Source organism: Pseudomonas sp. 43A (assembly GCF_013363935.1).
GTDB lineage: Bacteria > Pseudomonadota > Gammaproteobacteria > Pseudomonadales > Pseudomonadaceae > Aquipseudomonas > Aquipseudomonas crudilactis.
This window is the reverse complement of sequence record NZ_CP054880.1, coordinates 3,302,458-3,323,093: the sequence shown is the minus strand read 5'-3', so window position 1 is coordinate 3,323,093 and position 20,636 is coordinate 3,302,458. Positions and strand designations below refer to the sequence as shown.

Below are 20,636 nucleotides of genomic sequence, written 5' to 3'. Positions count from 1 at the left end.
CGCCAGCGCCGCCCCTTTAACGCTGTGCGCATTGAGTTCGATGCACAGCGGCAAGGTGTTGATGAACACACCCAGCGCCCGCTCCGATCCTTCACCGCCCTGCAATCGCCCGAGCAACACCGTGCCGAACACCACGGCGTCGCGCCCGGACAATTGCCCCAGCACCTGCGCCCAGGCGAGGTGCATCAGGCTGGCAGCGCTGACACCCAAGCGCCGTGCCTGTTGCCTTACGCTGTGGCTGAGTGTGTTTTCCAGCGTCAACTGCGCTTCTTGCGCGGGCCCGTCATGGGCCAGATTCTGACCATAGGGCAAAGTCGGCTCATCGATCGCGCCGAGCATTTCGCGGAAGAAGCTTTCGTGCTCCTGTTCACTCACACCGGCCTTGGTATGCGCCACGTAGTTGCGATACGGCACCGGTTCGCTCAAGTGCCCGGCGTTGTCGAGCAGAAACGCCTGCATCTCGTGCTGCAACACCTCGAGCGCGACGTGATCCATGACCAAATGATGGAACAGCAACAACGCCACCACCCGTTGATTGACGGCATCACGGCTGTACACCACGCGCATCAGCGGTGCCTCGGTGACGGGCATGCGGTAGTTATCGATGGTGAAGCGGTCACGCAACTGGCTCAGCGCATCGCCCGCTTCAGCATCGAGCTCCAAAGCCTCGCAGCTCAGCGAAGCCTGACGCCAGACCACTTGCACCGGCTCTTCAAGGCCTTCCCAGAACAGCGAAGTGCGCAGAATGTCATGGCGTTCAATCACCCGTTGCAGGGCAGTGGTGAAGGCTTGCAAACGCTGTTCATCGGCGAAGGCAAACTGCGCCTGCAGCACATACGGATCACCCTGCGCAGCGGAAAGATGATGGAACAGGATACCGGTCTGCAACGGTGCCAGCGGGTAGATGTCCTGCACGTTGCACGCACCGCCGGGGACACTCGCAACGATGCGGTCAATCTTCGCTTGATCCAGCGCCACCAGTGGCAGCAGTTCGGGCGTGATGCGCGTGCAATCGGCCGGAACAAGATTTGCCGGCACCGCCGCTTCGGGTTCTCCACCCACTGCTGCAGCGAGCGCGGCCAGCGTCGGTTGGTCGAACAGCACGCGAATATCCGCCGACAGCCCGGCCCGGCGCATGCGCGCAACCAGATTGACCGCCAGCAGCGAGTGGCCGCCCAGCTCGAAGAAATGATCGAAGCGCCCGACCCGCTCAACCTTCAGCAACTCGGCCCAGATACCGGCAATCACGGTTTCGACTTCACCGACCGGGGCTTCGTACGCGCGGGTCAGCAGCGCCGACGGGTCAGGGGCCGGCAAGGCCTGGCGGTCCAGTTTGCCGTTGGGGCTCAGTGGCAAGGCCTGCAAATGCACAAACACCGCAGGCACCATGTAATCCGGCAAGTGCTTGAGCAGTTGGCTGCGCAATTGATCGATTTCCAGCGGCTCGCCGCTGTAGTACGCGACCAGACGCTGATCGCCTGGCACGTCTTCACGAGCGAGCACCACCGCTTCGCGCACGCCGTCGATGTGCGCCAGATGCGCCTGAATCTCGCCCAATTCGATGCGCAGACCACGGATCTTGACCTGATCGTCATTGCGCCCCAGATACTCGATGTTGCCATCGGCCAGATACCGCGCGACGTCGCCGGTGCGGTACAAACGCCCGCTAGGCTGGTCACTGAACGGATCGTCGAGAAAGCGTTCGGCCGTCAGCTCAGGTCGATGCAGATAACCCCGCGCCACCTGCACCCCGCCCAGATACATCTCGCCGACCACACCCAATGGCGTCGGTTGCCGATGAGCATCGAGGATGTACACGCGGGTGTTGCACAGCGGTTTGCCAATCGGCGGCGCGCCTTGCGGCACCGGTGCATACGGTTCCAGCGTCCACACCGTACTGTCGACGGTGGCTTCGGTCGGACCATAAACGTTGTGCAGGCGCACCTGCGGCAGACGCTCGCGGACGCTGCGCACCAACGCGGCCGTCAGCTCACCGCCACCACAGAACACATCGGAAAGACTGCTGCACTCGCCGACCTCTTCCACTTCAAGGAATTGCTGCAATAGCGCCGGCACGAACTGGACGACATTGACCTGTTGCTCACGAATCAGTTGCACCAGCGCGGCCGGATCGCGGTGGTCATCCGGGCCGGCGAGGACCAGGCGCATGCCGCAGGACAACGGCCAGAACAGCTCCCACACCGAAGCGTCGAAGCTGAACGGGGTTTTCTGCAACAGCGCGGCGCCAGTCGGCAGCGGACACAGGCCGGTGCTCCAGTGCAGCAGATTACCCAGATTGCGGTGCTCGACCATCACGCCTTTCGGCGTGCCGGTGGAGCCCGAGGTGTAAATCACATAAGCCAGGTTCGCGGCACTCAGGCCCGGTACCTGAGGGTTGCTTTGCGCAAGGTCTTGCCAGGTGCAATGGTCGAAATCGACCAACACGCCGGCCCACTCGCCGATCAGCGCGCGCGTCGGCGCATGCATCAACACGGCCACTGGCGCGCTGTCCTCAAGCATGTAGGCCAGACGCTCGGCGGGATAACCCGGGTCGAGCGGCACATAAGCGCCGCCGGCCTTGAGAATCGCCAGCAGACCGACCAACAACTCCGGCCCGCGTTCGACGCAGATCGCCACCCGCGAATCGCTGCCCACGCCGCACTGGCGCAGGTGATGGGCGAGTTGGTTGGCGCGGCGGTTCAGTTCGGTGTAACTCAAACGCTGCTCACCGGCGACCACGGCGTCAGCGTCGGGCGTGCGCAACACCTGCGCCTCGAAGCGACCATGAACGGTCAACTCGAGATCGTGGGTGACGGCGGTTGCGTTCAGATCGACCAGCAGGTGCTGACGCTCGTCATCCGCCAACAACGCCACCTGCTCCAGTACCGCTTGATCATTGCTGACCATCGCCTGCAACAGTCGCTGGAAGTAATCGACATAACGCTCAATGGTCGACTCGTCGAACAGGGCAACGGCGTACTCCAGCACACCGCGAATCCCGCCCGGCGCGTCTGCCAGCGTCAGCGACAGATCGAATTTGGCAAAGTGGCTCGGTTCGGCGACGCTTTCCAGCGTCAGCTCACCCAGACTCAGGCTCGCGCCATGGCCGCTGTCCCAACTGAACATCGCTTGAAACAACGGGCTGTGCGCCATGCTGCGCGCAGGCTTGGTGATTTCCACCACTTGCTCGAACGGCAGATCCTGATGCGCCTGCGCTTGCAGCGTGCGCGTCTTGACCCTTGCCAGCAGCGCTTCAGTGCTCAACTCGCCCGAGGTATCGATGCGCAAGGCCAGCGTGTTGACGAACATGCCGATCAAGCCTTCGATCTCGGCGCGGGTACGGTTGGCCACCGGCGAACCGATGACCACTTCGGCTTGCCCGGACAAACGACTCAACAGACTCGCCCAGGCACTGAGCAGGAGCATGTACATCGTCACGCCGTGACGCTGAGCCAAGGCCTTGAGTGCGGCGCTCAGGCGTTCGTCGAGCACCACGTCGACGGTGCTGCCGGCGTAATCCTGCTGCGCCGGGCGCACGCGGTCAGTCGGCAACGTCAACAGTGCCGGAGCGCCGGCCAGGGTCTGTTGCCAGTATTCGCTTTGACGCTGTAGCACCTCACCACTGAGCCAGCGTCGCTGCCACACCGCGTAATCGCTGTATTGCAGCGCCAGCGGTGGCAGGGGATCCGGCTGGCCATGGCTGAAGGCCTGATACAACGCCATCAGTTCACGGGTCAGAACTCCCATCGACCAGCCGTCGGAGATGATGTGGTGCAGGGTCAGCAACAGCACATGGTGATCGTCGGCGAGCCGCACCAACCGACCGCGAATCAGCGCATCGTCCTGTAAATCGAACGGCCCCGAGGCTTCGCCCTGAATCAGCGCCTGCAAGGTTTCATCGGGTTGCGGGTGCTGGCGCAGGTCTTCAACGCGCAGCAGCAAACCGCTGTCGACCGGGGCGATCAGCACTTGCGCCTCGTCGTTGAACTGGGCGAAACGGCTGCGCAGGGTTTCATGCCGCGCGACGATGCGCGCCAAGGCTTGTTGCAGGGCCGGTTCATTCAACTGCCCACGCAGGCGCAGGCCGATGGGAATGTTGTACGCGGTGTTGGCGCCTTCCATTTGTGCGAGAAACCACAAGCGTTGCTGAGCGAATGACAGCGGCAAGGCGCCGTCTCGGGCCACCGCGACAATCTCCGGTTGCGTGCTGCGCCCGGCCTGCGCCACCGCCTCGGCAACCGCTGCCAGTTCGGCGTTGGCAAACAGATCGCCCAGTGCCAGCTCCACGCCAAGGCGCTGGCGAACCTGGGACACCATGCGCATGGCCAACAGCGAATGGCCGCCGAGCTCGAAGAAGTGATCCTGACGCCCTACTCGCTCGACGTGCAGCACCTGCGCCCAGATCTGCGCCAAGGCGCTTTCCAGTTCGTTGTGCGGTGCCTCGTATTCGCGGGTGAACAGCGCCGCACGCTCAGGTTTCGGCAGGGCCTTGCGGTCGACCTTGCCATTGGCGGTCAACGGCAGTGCGTCGAGTTTGACGAAGGCCACCGGCACCATGTACTCCGGCAACTGGCTCAACAGGTGCGTGCGCAACTCGGCTACGGCCAGCGGTTCAACCTGACTCTGCTCGGTAAAATACGCCACCAGGCGCGGCTGGCCGGGTTCATCTTCACGCGCCAGCAACACCGCTTCCTGAATGCCAGGCAACTGATTGAGGCGAGTTTCGATTTCGCCGAGTTCGATGCGCACGCCGCGGATTTTCACCTGATCGTCGTTACGCCCCAGGTACTCGATCGTGCCGTCCGCACGCCAGCGTGCGAGATCGCCGGTGCGATACATGCGGGCATTCGGCACGGGGCTGAACGGGTCATGGAGGAAGCGCTCAGCGCTCAGGTCGGCGCGATTCAAATAGCCGCGAGCAACCCCGGCACCGCCAACGTACAACTCGCCCATGACGCCAATCGGCACCGGACGCTGCTGTGCATCGAGCAGATACACCGTGGCATTGGTCACCGGTTTGCCGATGTGCAAGGCATCGCCTGCCTCGATGCGTCCAGAGGTCGCGACCACGGTGGCTTCGGTCGGACCGTAGTTGTTGATCACGTCGAATTGCTGGTTGCGGCTGAACTGGCGCAAGCGGTCGCCACCGATCAGCAATGTACGCAACGTCGGGTGTTCAAGGTTCTGGCTGAAGGCGTATTCAGCGACGGGCGTCGGCAGGAAACTCACGTCCAGTGGCTGCGCGCGCCACCACTCGAGCAACGCATCGATATCCTCGCTGCCTTCGTGAGTCGGTGCCAAGTGCAGGGTCGCGCCGGCACACAACGCCGGCCAGACTTCCCAGGCCATGGCGTCGAAACCGAACCCGGCAAGGCTTGAAGTGTGGCGACCGGCGCACAGATCAAACGCTGAGCAATGCCAGTCGACCAGATTCGACAAAGTGCGGTGTTCGACCATCACGCCTTTGGGCAGGCCGGTGGAACCGGAGGTGTAGATCACGTAGGCCAGATGTGCGACGGTCAGGCCCGGCACCTGCGGGTCAAGGGTCTCGCTCAGCGGCCAGGTCAGCGGATCGAGATCGATCACCGGCACCTGCAGCGCCGGCAGGCGCTCCCGCAGATTATTCTGGGTGAGCACGGCGACGGGGGCGCTGTCGCTGAGCAAGTAGTGCAGACGCTCGGCCGGGTGCGCCGGGTCGACCGGCACATAACCGGCGCCGGCCTTGAGAATCGCCACTAGTCCGACCAGCGTATCGAGGCCACGACGGGCGACAATGGCGACGCGATCGTCAGGTTTCACCCCGAGCGCGATCAGATGATGGGCCAAGGCGTTGGCATGCCGGTTGAGCTCGGCATAACTCAGTTGCTCACCGAGGTATTGCGCGGCCACGGCTTCGGGCCGCTGCGCCACTTGCGCCTCGAAACGCTGGGCGATGGTCAACATTGCCGGGAATTCGGCGTGGTTGTCATTGAACGCCAGCAGCAGCTGCTCGCGCTCTGCCGCCGGCAGAATCGGTAATTGGTTGAGCGCGCTGTCCGGCGCCAGTTCCAACGCCAACACCAGACTTTCCAGGGCGCAGTGCAAGTAATCGCAGATGCGCTGTGGATCGACCTCGGTGGTGGCCAGTAACGTCAGGCTGAAGGCATCGCCGAAATCGTCGATGCTCAGGGTCAGCGGATAGTTGGTGCGTTCTTCGGAACTGATCGTGCTGATGCCTTCCCACGCCGCCAGGGTCTCGGCACTTGCGGTCGCCGCCGTGTGGCTGTGGCGGTAATTGAGCAAGGCACTGAACAACGGCGTCGGCGCGACCACGCCACTGCAACGCTGGGCCAGTGCCAGCGGCGCGTGCTCGTGGCGCATCAGCGTGGTCAGGCGTTTGTGCGTCGCCTCCACCGCCGCACGCACGCCCTGCGCATCGACATCAACGCGCAGCGGCAAGGTGTTGATGAAAATCCCCAGCGCCCGCTCGGTGGCTTCGGCGCCTTGCATACGCCCCATCAGCACCGTACCGAATACTACGTTTTGTTTGCTGGTGAGCGTGGCCAATACCTGCGCCCAGCCCAGATGAAACAGGCTCGCGACACTCACGCCGAGCTGCCGCGCCTGCGCCCGCAGACGTTGCCCGAGCAGCGGGTTGATCGGCAGGCTCAGCTCGGCGATGCCGAGGCCGTCGCCCTGCACATCCTGCAAACCGTAGGGCAGCGTCGGCTCGGCAATGTCAGCGAGCATCTCGCGGAAAAACGCCTCGTGTTCGGTTTCGCTGATACCCAGCCGCGCCTGCGCCACGTAATTGCGAAACGGCACCGGGCGCCCGAGCGATTGATCCTGGCCGGTGAGGCAGGCGAGCAGTTCATGACGCACCACGTCGAGCGCCGAGTGATCCAGCGCCATGTGATGGAACAACAACGTCGCGACCACGCGCTGACCATCCTCGTCCCACGCGTAGGCCAGACGCATCATCGGCGCACACCGCACGTCCAGACGGAAATGCCGCGCATCGAAACGTTCGTGCAGTTGCTGCAGCGCATCATTTGCGCCGTCTGCCAGCACGACCTCTTCCATCGGCAACTGTGCCTGGCGCCAGACCACTTGCAGCGGCACGTCCAGCCCCTCCCAATGCACCGCCGTGCGCAGGATATCGTGGCGATCGATGACCTTTTGCAAGGCTTGCGCGAAGTCCTGCAGACGCTCGCGGCTGCTGAACGCGAAGTACGATTGCATGACGTAGGGATCGCCCTGCTCGTTGCTCGCGTGGTGATAGAGGATGCCTTCCTGCAACGGCGCCAGTGGGTAGATATCCTGCACATTGGCGGCGCCGCCCGGTACCTCGGCGAGCAAGCGGTCAAGGGTCGGCTGATCCACGTCAGCCAGAGTCACCATCGCTGGCGTGATGTGCGTGGTGCCGGGAAGAATGCCGTTGGCTGGCACATCGATCTGGCCAACGCGGGTGGCCGAGTATTGCCCGGCCTTGATCAGTTCGATCAGTGCCGGTTTGTGCTCGCGCAGCGCCGCCAGCAGCGCCGGATCGCTCAACGCCTGTTTGTTGCCGTTGACGCGCAATTGCTCATCGGTCACCGCCAACTGAATGTCTTTTGCCTTCAGGGTTGCCAACAGTTCGAGCACATTCACAGGACGATCTCCATTCTTTCGGTAATTGCGGCGTAGCCGGCCAGGGTCGGTTGTTCAAACAACGCCCTGACGTCGGCTTCCATGCCTTCCTGACGCAACCGGCCGATCAGACTGACCGCCAGTAATGAGTGACCACCCAGTTCAAAGAAATGGTCGTGACGCCCTACCCGTTCGACGTTGAGCAGCTCGGCCCAGAGCCGTGCGAGGGTGATTTCGACGTCGCCGACCGGCGCTTCGTATTCGCGGGTTTTCAGCGCTTGCCGGTCCGGCGCCGGCAGGGCCTTGCGGTCGAGTTTGCCGTTGGGGCTCAGCGGCAAAGCGTCGAGATGCACAAACACCGCAGGCACCATGTAATCCGGCAAATTTTCCAACAGTTGGGCGCGCAGCACGTCGATTTCCAGGCGTTCACCGGTGTAATACGCGACCAGACGTTTGTCGCCGGGCACCTCTTCGCGGGCGACCACCACGGCTTCCTGCACACCTTCGATCTGGGCAAGACGTGCCTGAATTTCGCCCAGTTCAATGCGCAGACCGCGAATCTTCACCTGATCATCGTTACGGCCCAGGTACTCGATATTGCCGTCCGGCCGATAGCGCGCGACGTCGCCAGTGCGGTACATGCGCCCGTGCGGATGAAACGGATCCTCGAGGAAGCGCTCGGCACTCAGCTCAGGCCGGTTCAGATAACCGCGCGCCACCTGCACACCGGCGATGTACAACTCGCCGATCACGCCTTGCGGCACCGGTTGCTGCTGCGCATCGAGGATGTACAGGCGGGTGTTGGCGATCGGTTTGCCGATCGGCGTGTTGTCCGGGGTCTGCTCGATGGATCCGGTGCAGTCCCATGCGGTGACATCGACGGCGGCTTCAGTCGGGCCGTAGAGGTTATGCAACTCGCTGCCCATTAACTGGAGTTTGAAACGCCGCACCAGACTGCCCGGCAACGCTTCACCGCTGCACATCACCCGACGCACGCCGTCGCAGCGTGTGGTGTCGCTGTTGGCGAGGAACACGTCGAGCATCGACGGCACAAAGTGCAGCGTGGTGATGTTTTCACGTTCGATCACTTCGCTCAGATATTGCGGATCCTTGTGCCCGTCGGGCCGCGCCATGACCAGTCGCGCGCCGGTCATCAACGGCCAGAAGAACTCCCACACCGATACGTCGAAGCTGAACGGGGTTTTCTGCAACACCGAGTCGGCAGCCGTCAGGCGATAAGCGTCCTGCATCCACAACAAGCGGTTGACCACACCGGCATGCTCATTGACCACGCCTTTCGGTTGACCTGTGGAGCCGGAGGTGTAGATCACGTAGGCAGTGTGCTGTGGGGTCAGCGCCGGGATTTGCGGATTGTCGGCGGACAGGGATTGCCAGGTGTTCTGGTCAAGATCGACCGCCTTGATATCCCCCAGCAACTCGCGGGTCGCCCCGTGCACCAACACCACGGCCGGCGCGCTGTCTTGGAGCATGTAGGCAAGGCGCTCCGGTGGATAGGCCGGGTCGAGCGGCACATAACCGGCACCGGCCTTGTTGATCGCCAGCAAGCCAACAACCATTTCCAGGCTGCGTTCGACGCAGATCGCCACCCGTGAATCCACTTGCACGCCGAGGCTGATCAAGTGCCGGGCCAAGCGGTTGGCGCGCTCGTTCAACTGCGCGTAGCTCAATGTCTGATCGTCGGCGCCTACTGCGACAGCTTGTGGCGTGCGCAGCACCTGCGCTTCGAACAAGCCGTGCAGCGTCTGCTGCAAGTCGTAATCGACGGCGGTGTCGTTGCGGCCGAACAGCAACGCCTGCCGCTCCTCGTCCGCCAACACCGTCAGGCGGTTCAACGGTTGCTGCGGTGTGTGCTCCAGCGCTTCAACCAGCGCGAACAGCGCGTTCTCCATGTACTGGCCAATACGTGCCGCACCGATGTGCGACGGGGTCATCACTGTCAGTTGGAAGCCGCTGCCCAGATCATCGACGTTGAGGGTCAACGGGTAATTGGTGCGTTCCTCACCGGCGAGGGATTCGATGCCCTGCCAGGCCTCACGTTTGGTATTTTGCCGAGCTTCGCTGTCGCTATGGCGGTAATTGAGCATCGCGCTGAACAGCGGCGACGGCGCCGCGACACCGCTGCAACGCTGGGCCAACGCCAGCGAGGCATGTTCGTGGGCCAACAGCGCACTGAGCCGCGCATGGGTCGCCTTGACCCCGGCGCGCACGTCGCTTTCGTCAACATCCACGCGCAATGGCAAGGTGTTGATGAACATGCCCAGCCCACGATCCGCGCCCGCCCCGCCCTGCATGCGGCCGAGCAACACCGTGCCGAAGACCACGCGCTCCTGAGCGGACGTTGCCGCCAGCACCCGCGCCCAGGCGAGATGGAACAGACTGGCGACGCTGACACCGAGCAAACGCGCCTGACTGCGCAGCCGCTGTGCCACCGCAGCAGGCAGCGGCTGGCAGACTTCCTCGATGTCATTGCCGTCGCCGTGCACATCCTGCAAGCCGAACGGCAGCGTCGGTTCGTCGATGTCGCCGAGCATCTCGCGGAAGAATATTTCGTGCTCTTGTTCACTGACACCAAGACGGGTCTGCGCGACATAATTGCGGTATGGCACAGCGGGCGCCGGCAATCGCTCATCGCCGCGCAAAATCGCCTGCATTTCTTCGCTGACCACCGCCAGCGCGGTGTGGTCCATGGCGATGTGATGGAACAACAGCATGGCGACGACGCGCTGATGGTCTGCGTCGAGGGCATATACCAGACGCAGCAGCGGTGCCTGATCAAGTTCCAGACGGCAATGCCGTGCATCGAAGCGCGCCCGCAACTGATCGATGGCTTCGCCCTGCGCCGGCTCCAGCGCCACGGCTTGGACCGGTAGCTCCGCATGCCGCCAGACCACTTGCACCGGCGCCGGCAGGCCTTGCCAGACTATCGAAGTACGCAGGATATCGTGGCGGGTCATGACTTGACGCAGCGCCGCCGCGAACGCTTGAACACGCTCGACGCTGTCGAACGCCAGACACGATTGCAGCAGGTACGGATCGCCTTTCACGGCGCTGAGGTGGTGATAAAGAATCCCTTCCTGCAACGGCGCCAGCGGATAAATGTCCTGCACGTTGGCAGCGCCACCCGGCACCGTGGCGACGATGCGCTCGAGGCTGGCCTGATCCAGTTGTACCAGCGTCAACATGTCCGGGTTGATCTGTGTGCAATCGGCGGGAATCAGATTGTCCGGCACTGCAACCTCGCGGCCGCTGCCCACCGCCGCCGCCAGCGCGGCCAGGGTCGGTTGGCTGAACAGCACGCGCACGTCGGTGCTCAGATCGACCTGGCGCATGCGCTCGATCAGCGTCACCGCCAGCAGGGAATGCCCGCCCAATTCAAAGAAGTTGTCGTGACGTCCGACCTGTTCGATGTTGAGAACTTCGGACCAGATCTGTGCCAGCACGATTTCCACCGAACCTTGCGGTGCGGCATATTCGCGGCTCAGCCACGCCGTCTGATCAGGCTCCGGCAACGCCTTGCGGTCGAGTTTGCCATTGGCGGTCAGCGGCAGAGCTTGCAGGCGCACGTAAGCAGCGGGCACCAGCGCTTGCGGCAACTGCGCTTGCAGATGACTGCGCAAGTCCTCGATGTCGACGTTCAGCCGTTCGGTAAACCACGCCAGCAACTGCCCGTCGCGCACTAGCACCACGCAATCCTGCACGGCTTCGTGACCGGTCAACGCCGCTTCGATTTCTCCCAGTTCGATGCGCACGCCGCGCAGTTTGACCTGATCATCGTTGCGCCCCAGGTATTCGACGCTGCCGTCAGCCAGCCAGCGTGCAAGGTCACCAGTGCGGTACATGCGCGCCTGCGGTTCGTCGCTGAACGGGTCGTCGAGGAAGCGTTCGGCCGTCAGCTCGGGACGATGCAGATAACCGCGCGCCACACCGGCACCGCCGACATACAACTCGCCGGCGACGCCGACCGGCACGGGGCGCTGCTGGTCGTCGAGCAGATAAATTTTCGCGTTGGCCATCGGTCGACCGATGTGCAGCACCTGCCCGGCCTCGACCGCGCCGGAGGTGGCAACCACCGTGGCTTCGGTCGGGCCGTAGTTATTGATCACCGCGAAGGTCTGCTCGCGGGGGAACTGGCGCAGTTTGTCGCCACCGATCAACAGCGTGCGCAAGGTCGGGTGGCCGAGGTCGCGACTGAACGCATATTCGGCCACCGGCGTCGGCAGGAAACTCACCTGCAACGGCTGCGTACGCCACCATTGCAGTAACTCGTCGAGGTGCTCGTTGCTCACCGTTTGCGGCGGCAAGTGCAGGGTCGCGCCGACACACAGCGCCGGCCAGACCTCCCACGCCATGGCATCGAAACCGAAGCCGGCGACGCTAGACGTGTGGCTGCCGGCGCGCAGGTCGAAGGCCTCGCAGTGCCAGTGCACGAGGTTTTCCAGCGTCGCGTGTTCGACCATCACGCCCTTCGGCTGGCCGGTGGAGCCGGAGGTGTAAATCACGTAGGCCAGATGCGCCGGGGTCAGCGTCGGCACTTGCGGATTGCTCGCGGACAGCTGTTGCCAGGTCGGATTGTCCAGATCAATCAGCGGCACTGCGCCGAGCAAATCAGCCGTCGCAGCCTGCGCCAGCACCGCCATCGGCGCGCTGTCCTGCAACAGATAGGCGATGCGTTCTGCCGGGTACGCCGGATCGACCGGCACATAACCGGCGCCGGCCTTGAGGATCGCCAGCAACGCGACGAGCATGTCCGGGCCACGGCGCAGGCACACGGCGATACGGTCATCGGGCTGCACGCCGAGGCCGAGCAAGTGATGGGCCAGGCGATTGGCACGCTGATTGAGTTGCGCGTAAGTCAGTTGCTGCACGCCTTGAACCACCGCCAGTGCATCCGGCTGCTGCTCGGCCTGCGCCTCGACCAAGCGCTGAATCGTCGCGCCACGCGGGTAGGCCGCGCCTTGTTGGTTGAAACCGACCAGCAAGTGTTCGTATTCCGCCACCGAAAGCACCGGCAAACGGTTGAGCGGGCGTTGCGGTGCCTCCTCCAGTGCCGTCACCAGATGTTCCAGTGCGGTGTGCATGTAACTGCAGATCCGTTGCGCACCAATCTCGGCGACTGCCAGCACGTCGAGGGCAAACCCTTCGCCCAGATCATCCACCGACAGGGTCAGCGGATAATTGCTGCGCTCCTCGCCACCGAGCATGCGCACGCCCTGCCAGATACCCTGGTTGTCGCGCGGCTGTTGTGCGGCGGCGCTGTGTCGATAGTTGAGCAAGGCGCTGAACAGCGGTGCAGAACCGGTCATGGCGCTGCAACGCTGGGCCAGCGCCAGCGACGCATGTTCATGGCCGAGCAGCGCCGTCAGCCGCGCATGGGTGGTTTTCACCCCGGCACGCACGCCTTCAGCGAGATCAACCCGCAACGGCAAGGTATTGATAAACACCCCGAGCGTGCGGTCGGCACCCTCACCGCCCTGCATGCGCCCCATCAACACCGTGCCGAAGACCACGTCGCGGCGGCCGGAGACCACGCCCAGCACCTGAGCCCAGGCCATGTGCATCAGGCTCGCCGGGCTCACCCCCAATTGCCGCGCCTGTTCGCGCAGACGCAAATTGAGAGCGGCATCGACCGCTTGCAGCGCTTCTTCGATGCCACGCCCGTCGCCCTGCACATCCTGCAGGCCGAAGGGCAAGGTCGGCTCGTCGATATCGCCGAGCATCTCGCGGAAGAATGCTTCGTGCGCCTGCTCATCGGTGCCCAGGCGGGCCTGCGCCACGTAGTTGCGGTAAGGCATCGGCGGCGTCAGCGTGTCGAGTTGATCGAACATCAACGCGTGCATTTCCCGACCGATCACGTCCATGGCGGTGTGGTCGAGAATCGAGTGATGGAACAGCACGATGGCGACGACTTGCTGTTGCGCCGGATCTTCGGCGTAGACCATGCGGATCAGCGGTGCCTGATTGAGGTCGAGACGGAAATGTCGGGCATCGAAACGCGCGTGCAACTGCTCGAGAATGTCGCCGTCCTGCGCATCCAGCAGCACCTGCTGGACGACCATCCGGGCCTCGCGCCAGACCACTTGCTGCGGGTTGGGCAAACCTTCCCAGACCACGCTGGTGCGCAGAATGTCGTGGCGGACGATGACCTGCTGCAAGTGTTCGGCGAAGGTCTGCAAACGTTGGAGGCTGTCGAAGGCCAGACGCGATTGCAGCAGGTACGGATCGCCCTGCTCGGCACTCAGGTGGTGATAAAGAATGCCTTCCTGCAGCGGTGCCAGCGGATAGATGTCCTGCACATTGGCAGCGCCGCCGGGCACCGTCGCGACGATGCGCTCGATGCTGGCCTGATCCAGCGTGGTCAGGGTGAGCATGTCGGGCGTGATGCGGGTGCAAGCAGCCGGAATCAGATTGGCCGGTACTACGATTTCCCGTCCACTGCCCAAGGCCCGTGCCAGCGCAGCCAGGTTCGGCTGATTGAACAGCACGCGCACATCGGCGCTCAGACCGACCTGACGCATGCGCTCGATCAGGCTAACCGCCAAAAGCGAATGGCCGCCCAGTTCGAAGAAATTGTCGTGGCGGCCGATCTGCTCGATGTTCAGTACGTCGGCCCAGATCTGCGCGAGTGCCACTTCGACCGGGCCTTGTGGCGCTGCATATTCACGGCTGAGCCACGCGTCCTGATCCGGCTCGGGCAAGGCCTTGCGGTCGAGTTTGCCGTGGGCGGTCAGCGGCAGGCTGTCCAGGCGCACGTAAGCCGCGGGCACTAAAGTGTCCGGCAGTCGCGCTTGCAGATGCTGGTGCAAGGCGCTGATCTCGACCGACTCGATTTCAGTGAACCAAGCGACGAGACGGCCGTCACGCACCAGCACCACGCATTCGCGAACCGCATCGTGGGCACTCAGCACCGCCTCGATTTCACCCAGTTCAATCCGTACACCGCGCAGTTTCACCTGATCGTCATTGCGTCCCAGGTATTCGATGTTGCCATCGTCCAGCCAGCGCGCGAGGTCGCCAGTGCGGTACATCCGCGCGTGCGGTTCGTCGCTGAACGGATCGTCGAGGAACTGCGCTGCGGTCAGTTCCGGACGATTAAGATAGCCGCGCGCTACCCCGGCGCCACCGACATACAACTCGCCCTGCACACCGGTTGGCACGGGCTGTTGCTGACGGTCCAACAGATAGACTTTGGCATTGGCAATCGGCCGGCCAATGTGCAGAACCCGCCCGAGCTCGATGCGCCCGGAAGTCGCGACCACCGTGGCTTCGGTCGGGCCGTAGTTGTTGATTACGTCGAAGGTCTGATCACGCGGGAACTGGCGCAACTTGTCGCCGCCGATCAACAACGTGCGCAGGGTCGGATGACCCAGCCCGCGACTGAACGCGTATTCGGCCACCGGGGTCGGCAGAAAGCTCACTTGCAACGGCTGCGCGCGCCACCATTCGAGCAATTCATCGAGGTGTTCGTTGCCGATCGACACCGGCGGCAGATGCACCGTCGCGCCGACGCACAGCGCTGGCCAGACCTCCCACGCCATGGCATCGAAGCCGCAACCGGCGACGCTGGCAGTGTGGCTGCCGGCGTGCAGGTCGAAGGCTTCGGCGTGCCAGTGCACGAGGTTTTCCAGGGTACGCTGCTCGACCATCACGCCTTTCGGTTGCCCGGTAGAACCCGAGGTGTAGATCACGTAAGCCAGGTTTTCCGGAGTCAGCCCCGGCCGTTGCGGATTATCGTCAGGCAGGTGGCGCCAGTCGCTGGCGTGCAAATCAATCACCGGGACGGCGCCGAGCAGGTCGCGCGTCGAGGCCTGCGCCAGCACCGCGATCGGGTCGCTGTCCTGCAACAGGTAGGCGATGCGTTCAGCCGGGTAATCGGGGTCAATCGGCACGTAACCGGCGCCGGCCTTGAGAATCGCCAGCAGCGCAACGAGCATGTCCGGGCCGCGACGCAGGCACAGCGCAACACGGTCATCGACTTGCACGCCGAGGCCGATCAGGTGATGGGCGAGGCGATTGGCGCGCTGATTCAGTTCGCGGTAGCTGAACTGTTGCTCGCCCTGCACCACCGCCAGCGCCTCGGGGTGCGCCAGGACTTGCGCTTCAAAGAGACGCGGCACGGTCTGCGCGGGCGGGTATTCACGACCGCTGATGTTGAAGCCAACCAGCACCCGTTGCCGTTCGCTTGGCGACACGATCGTCAGTTGCTGCAACGGCGCCGTCGGCGTGTACTCAAGTGCCGTGACCAGACTGTGCAACGCGGTTTGCAAGTAATCGCAGACCCGCGCACCGTCCACCTGCGGCACCGCTTGCACGTTCAGGCGGAAACCTTCGCCGAGGTCGTCGACACTGACCACCAGTGGATAATTGCTGCGCTCGCGCGAGCTGAGAATCTGCACGCCTTGCCACGCTACAGCGGCCGACTCCGGCGCACTGTGGCGGTAGTTGAGCAAGGTGCTGAACAGCGTCTGCGCACCGCCGACACCGCTGCAACGCTGGGCCAGCGCCAATGACGCCTGCTCATGGCCGAGCAACTGCGCCAGACGCGCATGCGTCGCACGCACGCCGTGTTCTACCGCATCAGCACCGACGCTGACGCGTAACGGCAAGGTGTTGATGAACATGCCCAGCGCCCGATCTGCACCTTCTCCGCCCTGCATGCGCCCCAGTAATACAGTGCCGAACACCACGTCTGGCTGGCCGGAAACCTGCGCCAACACCTGAGCCCAGGCCTGATGCACCAGGCTGGCAACGCTGACACCCATCCGCCGCGCCTGCTCGCGCAGACGTTGGCCGAGGCCGGCGTCCAGCTCGGCATGACTGTCGAGGATGGCGCTGCCGTCGCCGTGCACGTCCTGCAAACCGAAGGCCACGGTCGGCTCGTCAATGTCGGCGAGCATCTCGCGAAAGAACGCTTCGTGGGCCCGATCATCGGCGCCGAGCCGCGCCTGTGCGACGAAGTGGCGGTACTGCACCGGCGGCGGCAGATCGACGCTATGGCCGAGCATTACATCGCTCATTTCCGCGACCAGCACTTCCAGTGCGGTGTGATCAAGGACGATATGGTGCATCAGGAGGATGCCGATCCAACGGTTGTGCGACTGATCTTCGGTGTAGACAAAGCGCATCAGCGGCGCTCGATCGAGGTCCAGACGATAGTGGCGTGGATCGAAACGCGCCTGCATCTGCTCCAGCACGTCGCCGTCGAGTTCATCGGCATCGACGCGCTCCAGCGCCAGTGGCGCCTCGCGCCAGACCACTTGCACCGCCTCTTCCAGTCCTTCCCAGACGATGCCGGTGCGCAGAATGTCATGACGTTTGATCACGCCGTTCAAGACTCGGACAAACTCTTTGATCTGCGCCAGACCGTCGAAGGCGAATTGCGTCTGCAACACATACGGATCGCCAGCACTGGTCGCCAGATGGTGATAGAGAATCCCCGCCTGCAACGGCGCCAACCCATAGATGTCCTGCACATTGGCGATGCCGCCCGGCACAGTTGCAACGACACGATCGATTGCGGTTTGATCGAGATTGGCCAGCGGCAGCATCGCCGGAGTAATGCGTGTGCAACCCGGTTCGATCTGGTTGTCGGGAACGACGATGACGCGTTCGCTGCTCAGAGTCGCCGCCAGCGCTGCCACGCTAGGCTGACCGAACAGCACGCGAACGTCACAGTGAAGATCCTGTTGTCGCATGCGTTCGATCAGCTTCACCGCCAGTAACGAATGACCACCGAGTTCGAAGAAATTGTCATGGCGGCCGACCTGCTCGACACCGAGCAATGTCTGCCAGAGCCCGGCGATCAGGTTTTCCACGGCGCCGACTGGCGCTTCAAAACCACGACGGGCGAAGGCTTCGCTGTCCGGCGCAGGCAGGGCTTTGCGGTCGAGCTTGCCGTTGGCGGTCAGCGGCAAAGCGTCGAGACGCACGAAGGCGCTCGGCACCATGTACTCAGCCAGCGAAGCCAGCAGTTGATCGCGCAATTGCGCCACATCCGGCGCGACGCCTTCGTCGGCCAGCCAGTACGCGACCAGACGCTGATCGCCGGGTCTGTCTTCGCGGGCGATCACCACGGCTTCGCGCACGCCTGCGCAGGCAGACAGGCGTGCTTCGATTTCGCCCAGTTCAATGCGGAAACCGCGAATTTTCACCTGATCGTCGTTGCGCCCCAGGTACTCGAGGTTGCCGTCAGCGGCCCAGCGCGCCAGGTCGCCGGTTTTGTACAAGCGCGCCTCGGCGTTTTCGCCGAACGGATCATTGATAAAGCGTTCGGCGGTCAGCGCTTCGCGATTCAGATAACCACGCGCCACGCCCGCGCCACCGACGTACAACTCGCCAATCACGCCGACCGGAACCGGTTCACGCCGCGCATCAAGGACATACAGTTGCAGGTCGGGAATGCGCACACCAATCGGGCTGACGCCGAGCAACTGCGCGTCGGCGGCTTGCAGCGGCCGATAGGTCACGTGCACCGTGGTTTCGGTGATGCCGTACATGTTCACCAGCCGTGTACCGGCATTGCCGACCCGCGCGTACCACGGTTTGAGCAGGCCCGGTTCCAGCGCTTCACCACCAAAAATCACATCCCGCAAGGAGTGCTGCAACTGACTGCGACCCTGCGCGGCGATCAGTTGGCGGAACGCACTCGGCGTCTGGTTGAGCACGGTCACGCCGGATTCGCAGAGCAATGCATAGCAGTCGTCCGGCGAACGGCTGACAGCTTGCGGGACCAGCAGCAATTGCCCACCGAAGGCCAGCGCGCCCCAGATTTCCCACACCGAGAAGTCGAAGGCGAAGGAATGGAACAGCGCCCAGGTGTCCTGCTGATTGAACTGGAACCAGTCATGGGTAGCAGAAAACAGCCGCGTCACGTTGCGGTGCTCGACCATCACGCCTTTGGGCAGACCAGTGGAGCCAGAGGTGTAGATCACGTACGCCAGATGCGCCGGAGTCAGCTCGGGAATTTGCGGATTGCTGTCGAGTTCGGCCTTGAGGTGAGCGCTGCCGAGGTCAATTTGCGGCACCTCGAGATCAGCCACGCGATCACGCGTCGCGGACTGCATCAGCACCGCTGCCGGGGCGCTGTCTTGCATGGTGAAACTGATTCTGTCGAGCGGATAGGCCGGATCGATCGGCACATAACCGGCGCCCGCCTTGAGCACAGCGAGCAGGCCGATGAGCATTTGCGGGCCGCGTTCCACGCAGATTGCCACGCGGTCATCGGGACGAATGTTCAGGGCCAACAGATGATGCGCTACCTGGTTGGCGCGACGATTGAGTTCGCCATAGCAGAGCGTTTGCCCTTCAAAAATCAGCGCCGTGGCGTCTGGTCGGGCCTGCGCGTGAGCTTCGAACTGTTGGTGGATCAGTGGTGTTTCGGGGAACTGCGCCAACGGAGAGTTAACGCCGAGCAGCAGTTGTTCGCGTTCGCGGGCGGGTAGGATTTGCAGCGTGTGCATCGGGGCGTAGGGAGCGTCTTGCAAGGCTGCGGCCAGGCGTTCCAGCGCCGTATTCAGATAAGTCGTCATGCGCTCGGCACCGAGCACGGAATCTGCCAGCGCAGTGAGGCGCAAGTCTTCGCCGAGATCATCGATATTGATGGTCAGCGGATAGTTGGTGCGCCCGCGCACGCCCACCATTTGCACACCGGGGGCAATGTCGACGACATCAGCGACGGCTTCGACGCTGTTGTGCCGGTAATTGAGGATCGCACTGAACAGCGGCGTCGGCACTGCCACCGCGCTGCAGCGTTGCGCCAGCGCCAGCGAGGCTTGCTCATGGGCCAACAACGCGGTCAGGCGCCGATGGGTCGCCAGCACGCCAGCACGCACGCTTTGCTCGCCAACATCGACCCGCAGCGGCAACGTGTTGATGAACATCCCCAACGCCTGTTCACCCCCCTCGCCTGCGTCCATCCGCCCCAAAAGCACTGTGCCGAACACTACCGAAGTGCGCCCGGACAATTGCCCCAGCACCCGCGCCAGAGCCAAGTGCGTCAGGCTTGCAACACTTACGCCCAACTGCCGGGCCTGCTCGCGCAACCGCCGGATCAAGCGACCGTCGAGCATCAACGAGGCTTGCTCGATGGTGTGGCCGTCGCCCTGTACATCCTGCAAACCGCACGGCAGCGTTGGCTCGTCGATGTCGGCGAGCATCTCGCGGAAAAACCCTTCCTGCGCCTGCTCGTTGCCAGCATTGCGTGCCCTGGCCAAATGATCGCGATACGGCACCGCCGCAGACACATGCGCGGTCTGCCCGAGCAGATATGCCTGAATTTCCTGGCGCATCACATCGAGCGCCACGTGATCAATGATCATGTGATGAAACAGCAACAGCGCGACCACGCGGCCCTCGGCGGGATCCTGCGCATAGACGATGCGCAGCAGCGGCGCTTGCTGCAGGTCGAGACAGAAGTTCTGTGGCTCATGACGTTCGAGCAGTTGCGCCAAAACGTCGGTGGCGCTGTTCACGGTGATTTCCTGACACACCAGCGGCGCCTCGCGCCAGACCACTTGCACGGCCTCGTCGAGGTATTCCCATACGAACGAGGTGCGCAGGATGTCGTGACGTTTGACCACCCAACGCAGTGCCTGCGCGAACGCATCAAGCCGTTCCTGGCTGGCGAATACGAAAAGCGCCTGAGAGCTGTAGGGGTCACCGGCAACCGCCGAGAGATGGTGATAAAGCATGCCTTCCTGCAACGCGGACAACGGATAAATGTCCTGTACGTTGGCGGCGCCACCCGGCACCGTGGCGACGATGCGGTCGAGGGCATCCTGCTGCAGATTCACCAGCGGCAGCATGTCAGGGGTGATGCGAAAGGCCGGGCTCAGCCAATCACCGCCGTGTTCGGCGACCAGCTCCAGCAGTTGCGCCTTGTGCGCCGCGAGGCTGTCCCACAACGCGTCATCCAGCGCGTCGTCACTGCCCAGAATGACCAGGTCTTCATCTTCCTGTTGAAGGCGGATCGCATGGGTGGAAATGGCAGCCATCAGTTCGCTGAAATGCAT

2 protein-coding genes (1 of these 2 running past the window's edge) are annotated in these 20,636 nt (G+C 63.3%); both read right to left on the bottom strand.

Annotated elements, in window-relative coordinates; genetic code table 11:
- Window positions 1-7,629: the start of a non-ribosomal peptide synthase/polyketide synthase gene (locus HUW52_RS14535; RefSeq protein ID WP_175554030.1), read on the bottom strand. The gene continues 10,218 nt to the left of window position 1, outside the view; the window shows 7,629 of its 17,847 coding nt (coding positions 1-7,629); it begins with the start codon at window positions 7,627-7,629; its stop codon lies off the left edge, out of view.
- The gene (locus HUW52_RS14530; RefSeq protein ID WP_175554029.1) at window positions 7,626-20,636 is read right to left on the bottom strand and encodes a non-ribosomal peptide synthetase; all 13,011 of its coding nucleotides are present in this window, start codon (window positions 20,634-20,636) and stop codon (window positions 7,626-7,628) included. The genes HUW52_RS14535 and HUW52_RS14530 overlap by 4 nt, the downstream gene beginning before the upstream one ends.

Bases quoted from the DNA above. Each gene is read 5' to 3' on its own strand.
- HUW52_RS14530 (WP_175554029.1), bottom strand. From the start codon at position 20,636: ATGCATTTCAGCGAACTGATGGCTGCCATTTCCACCCATGCGATCCGC.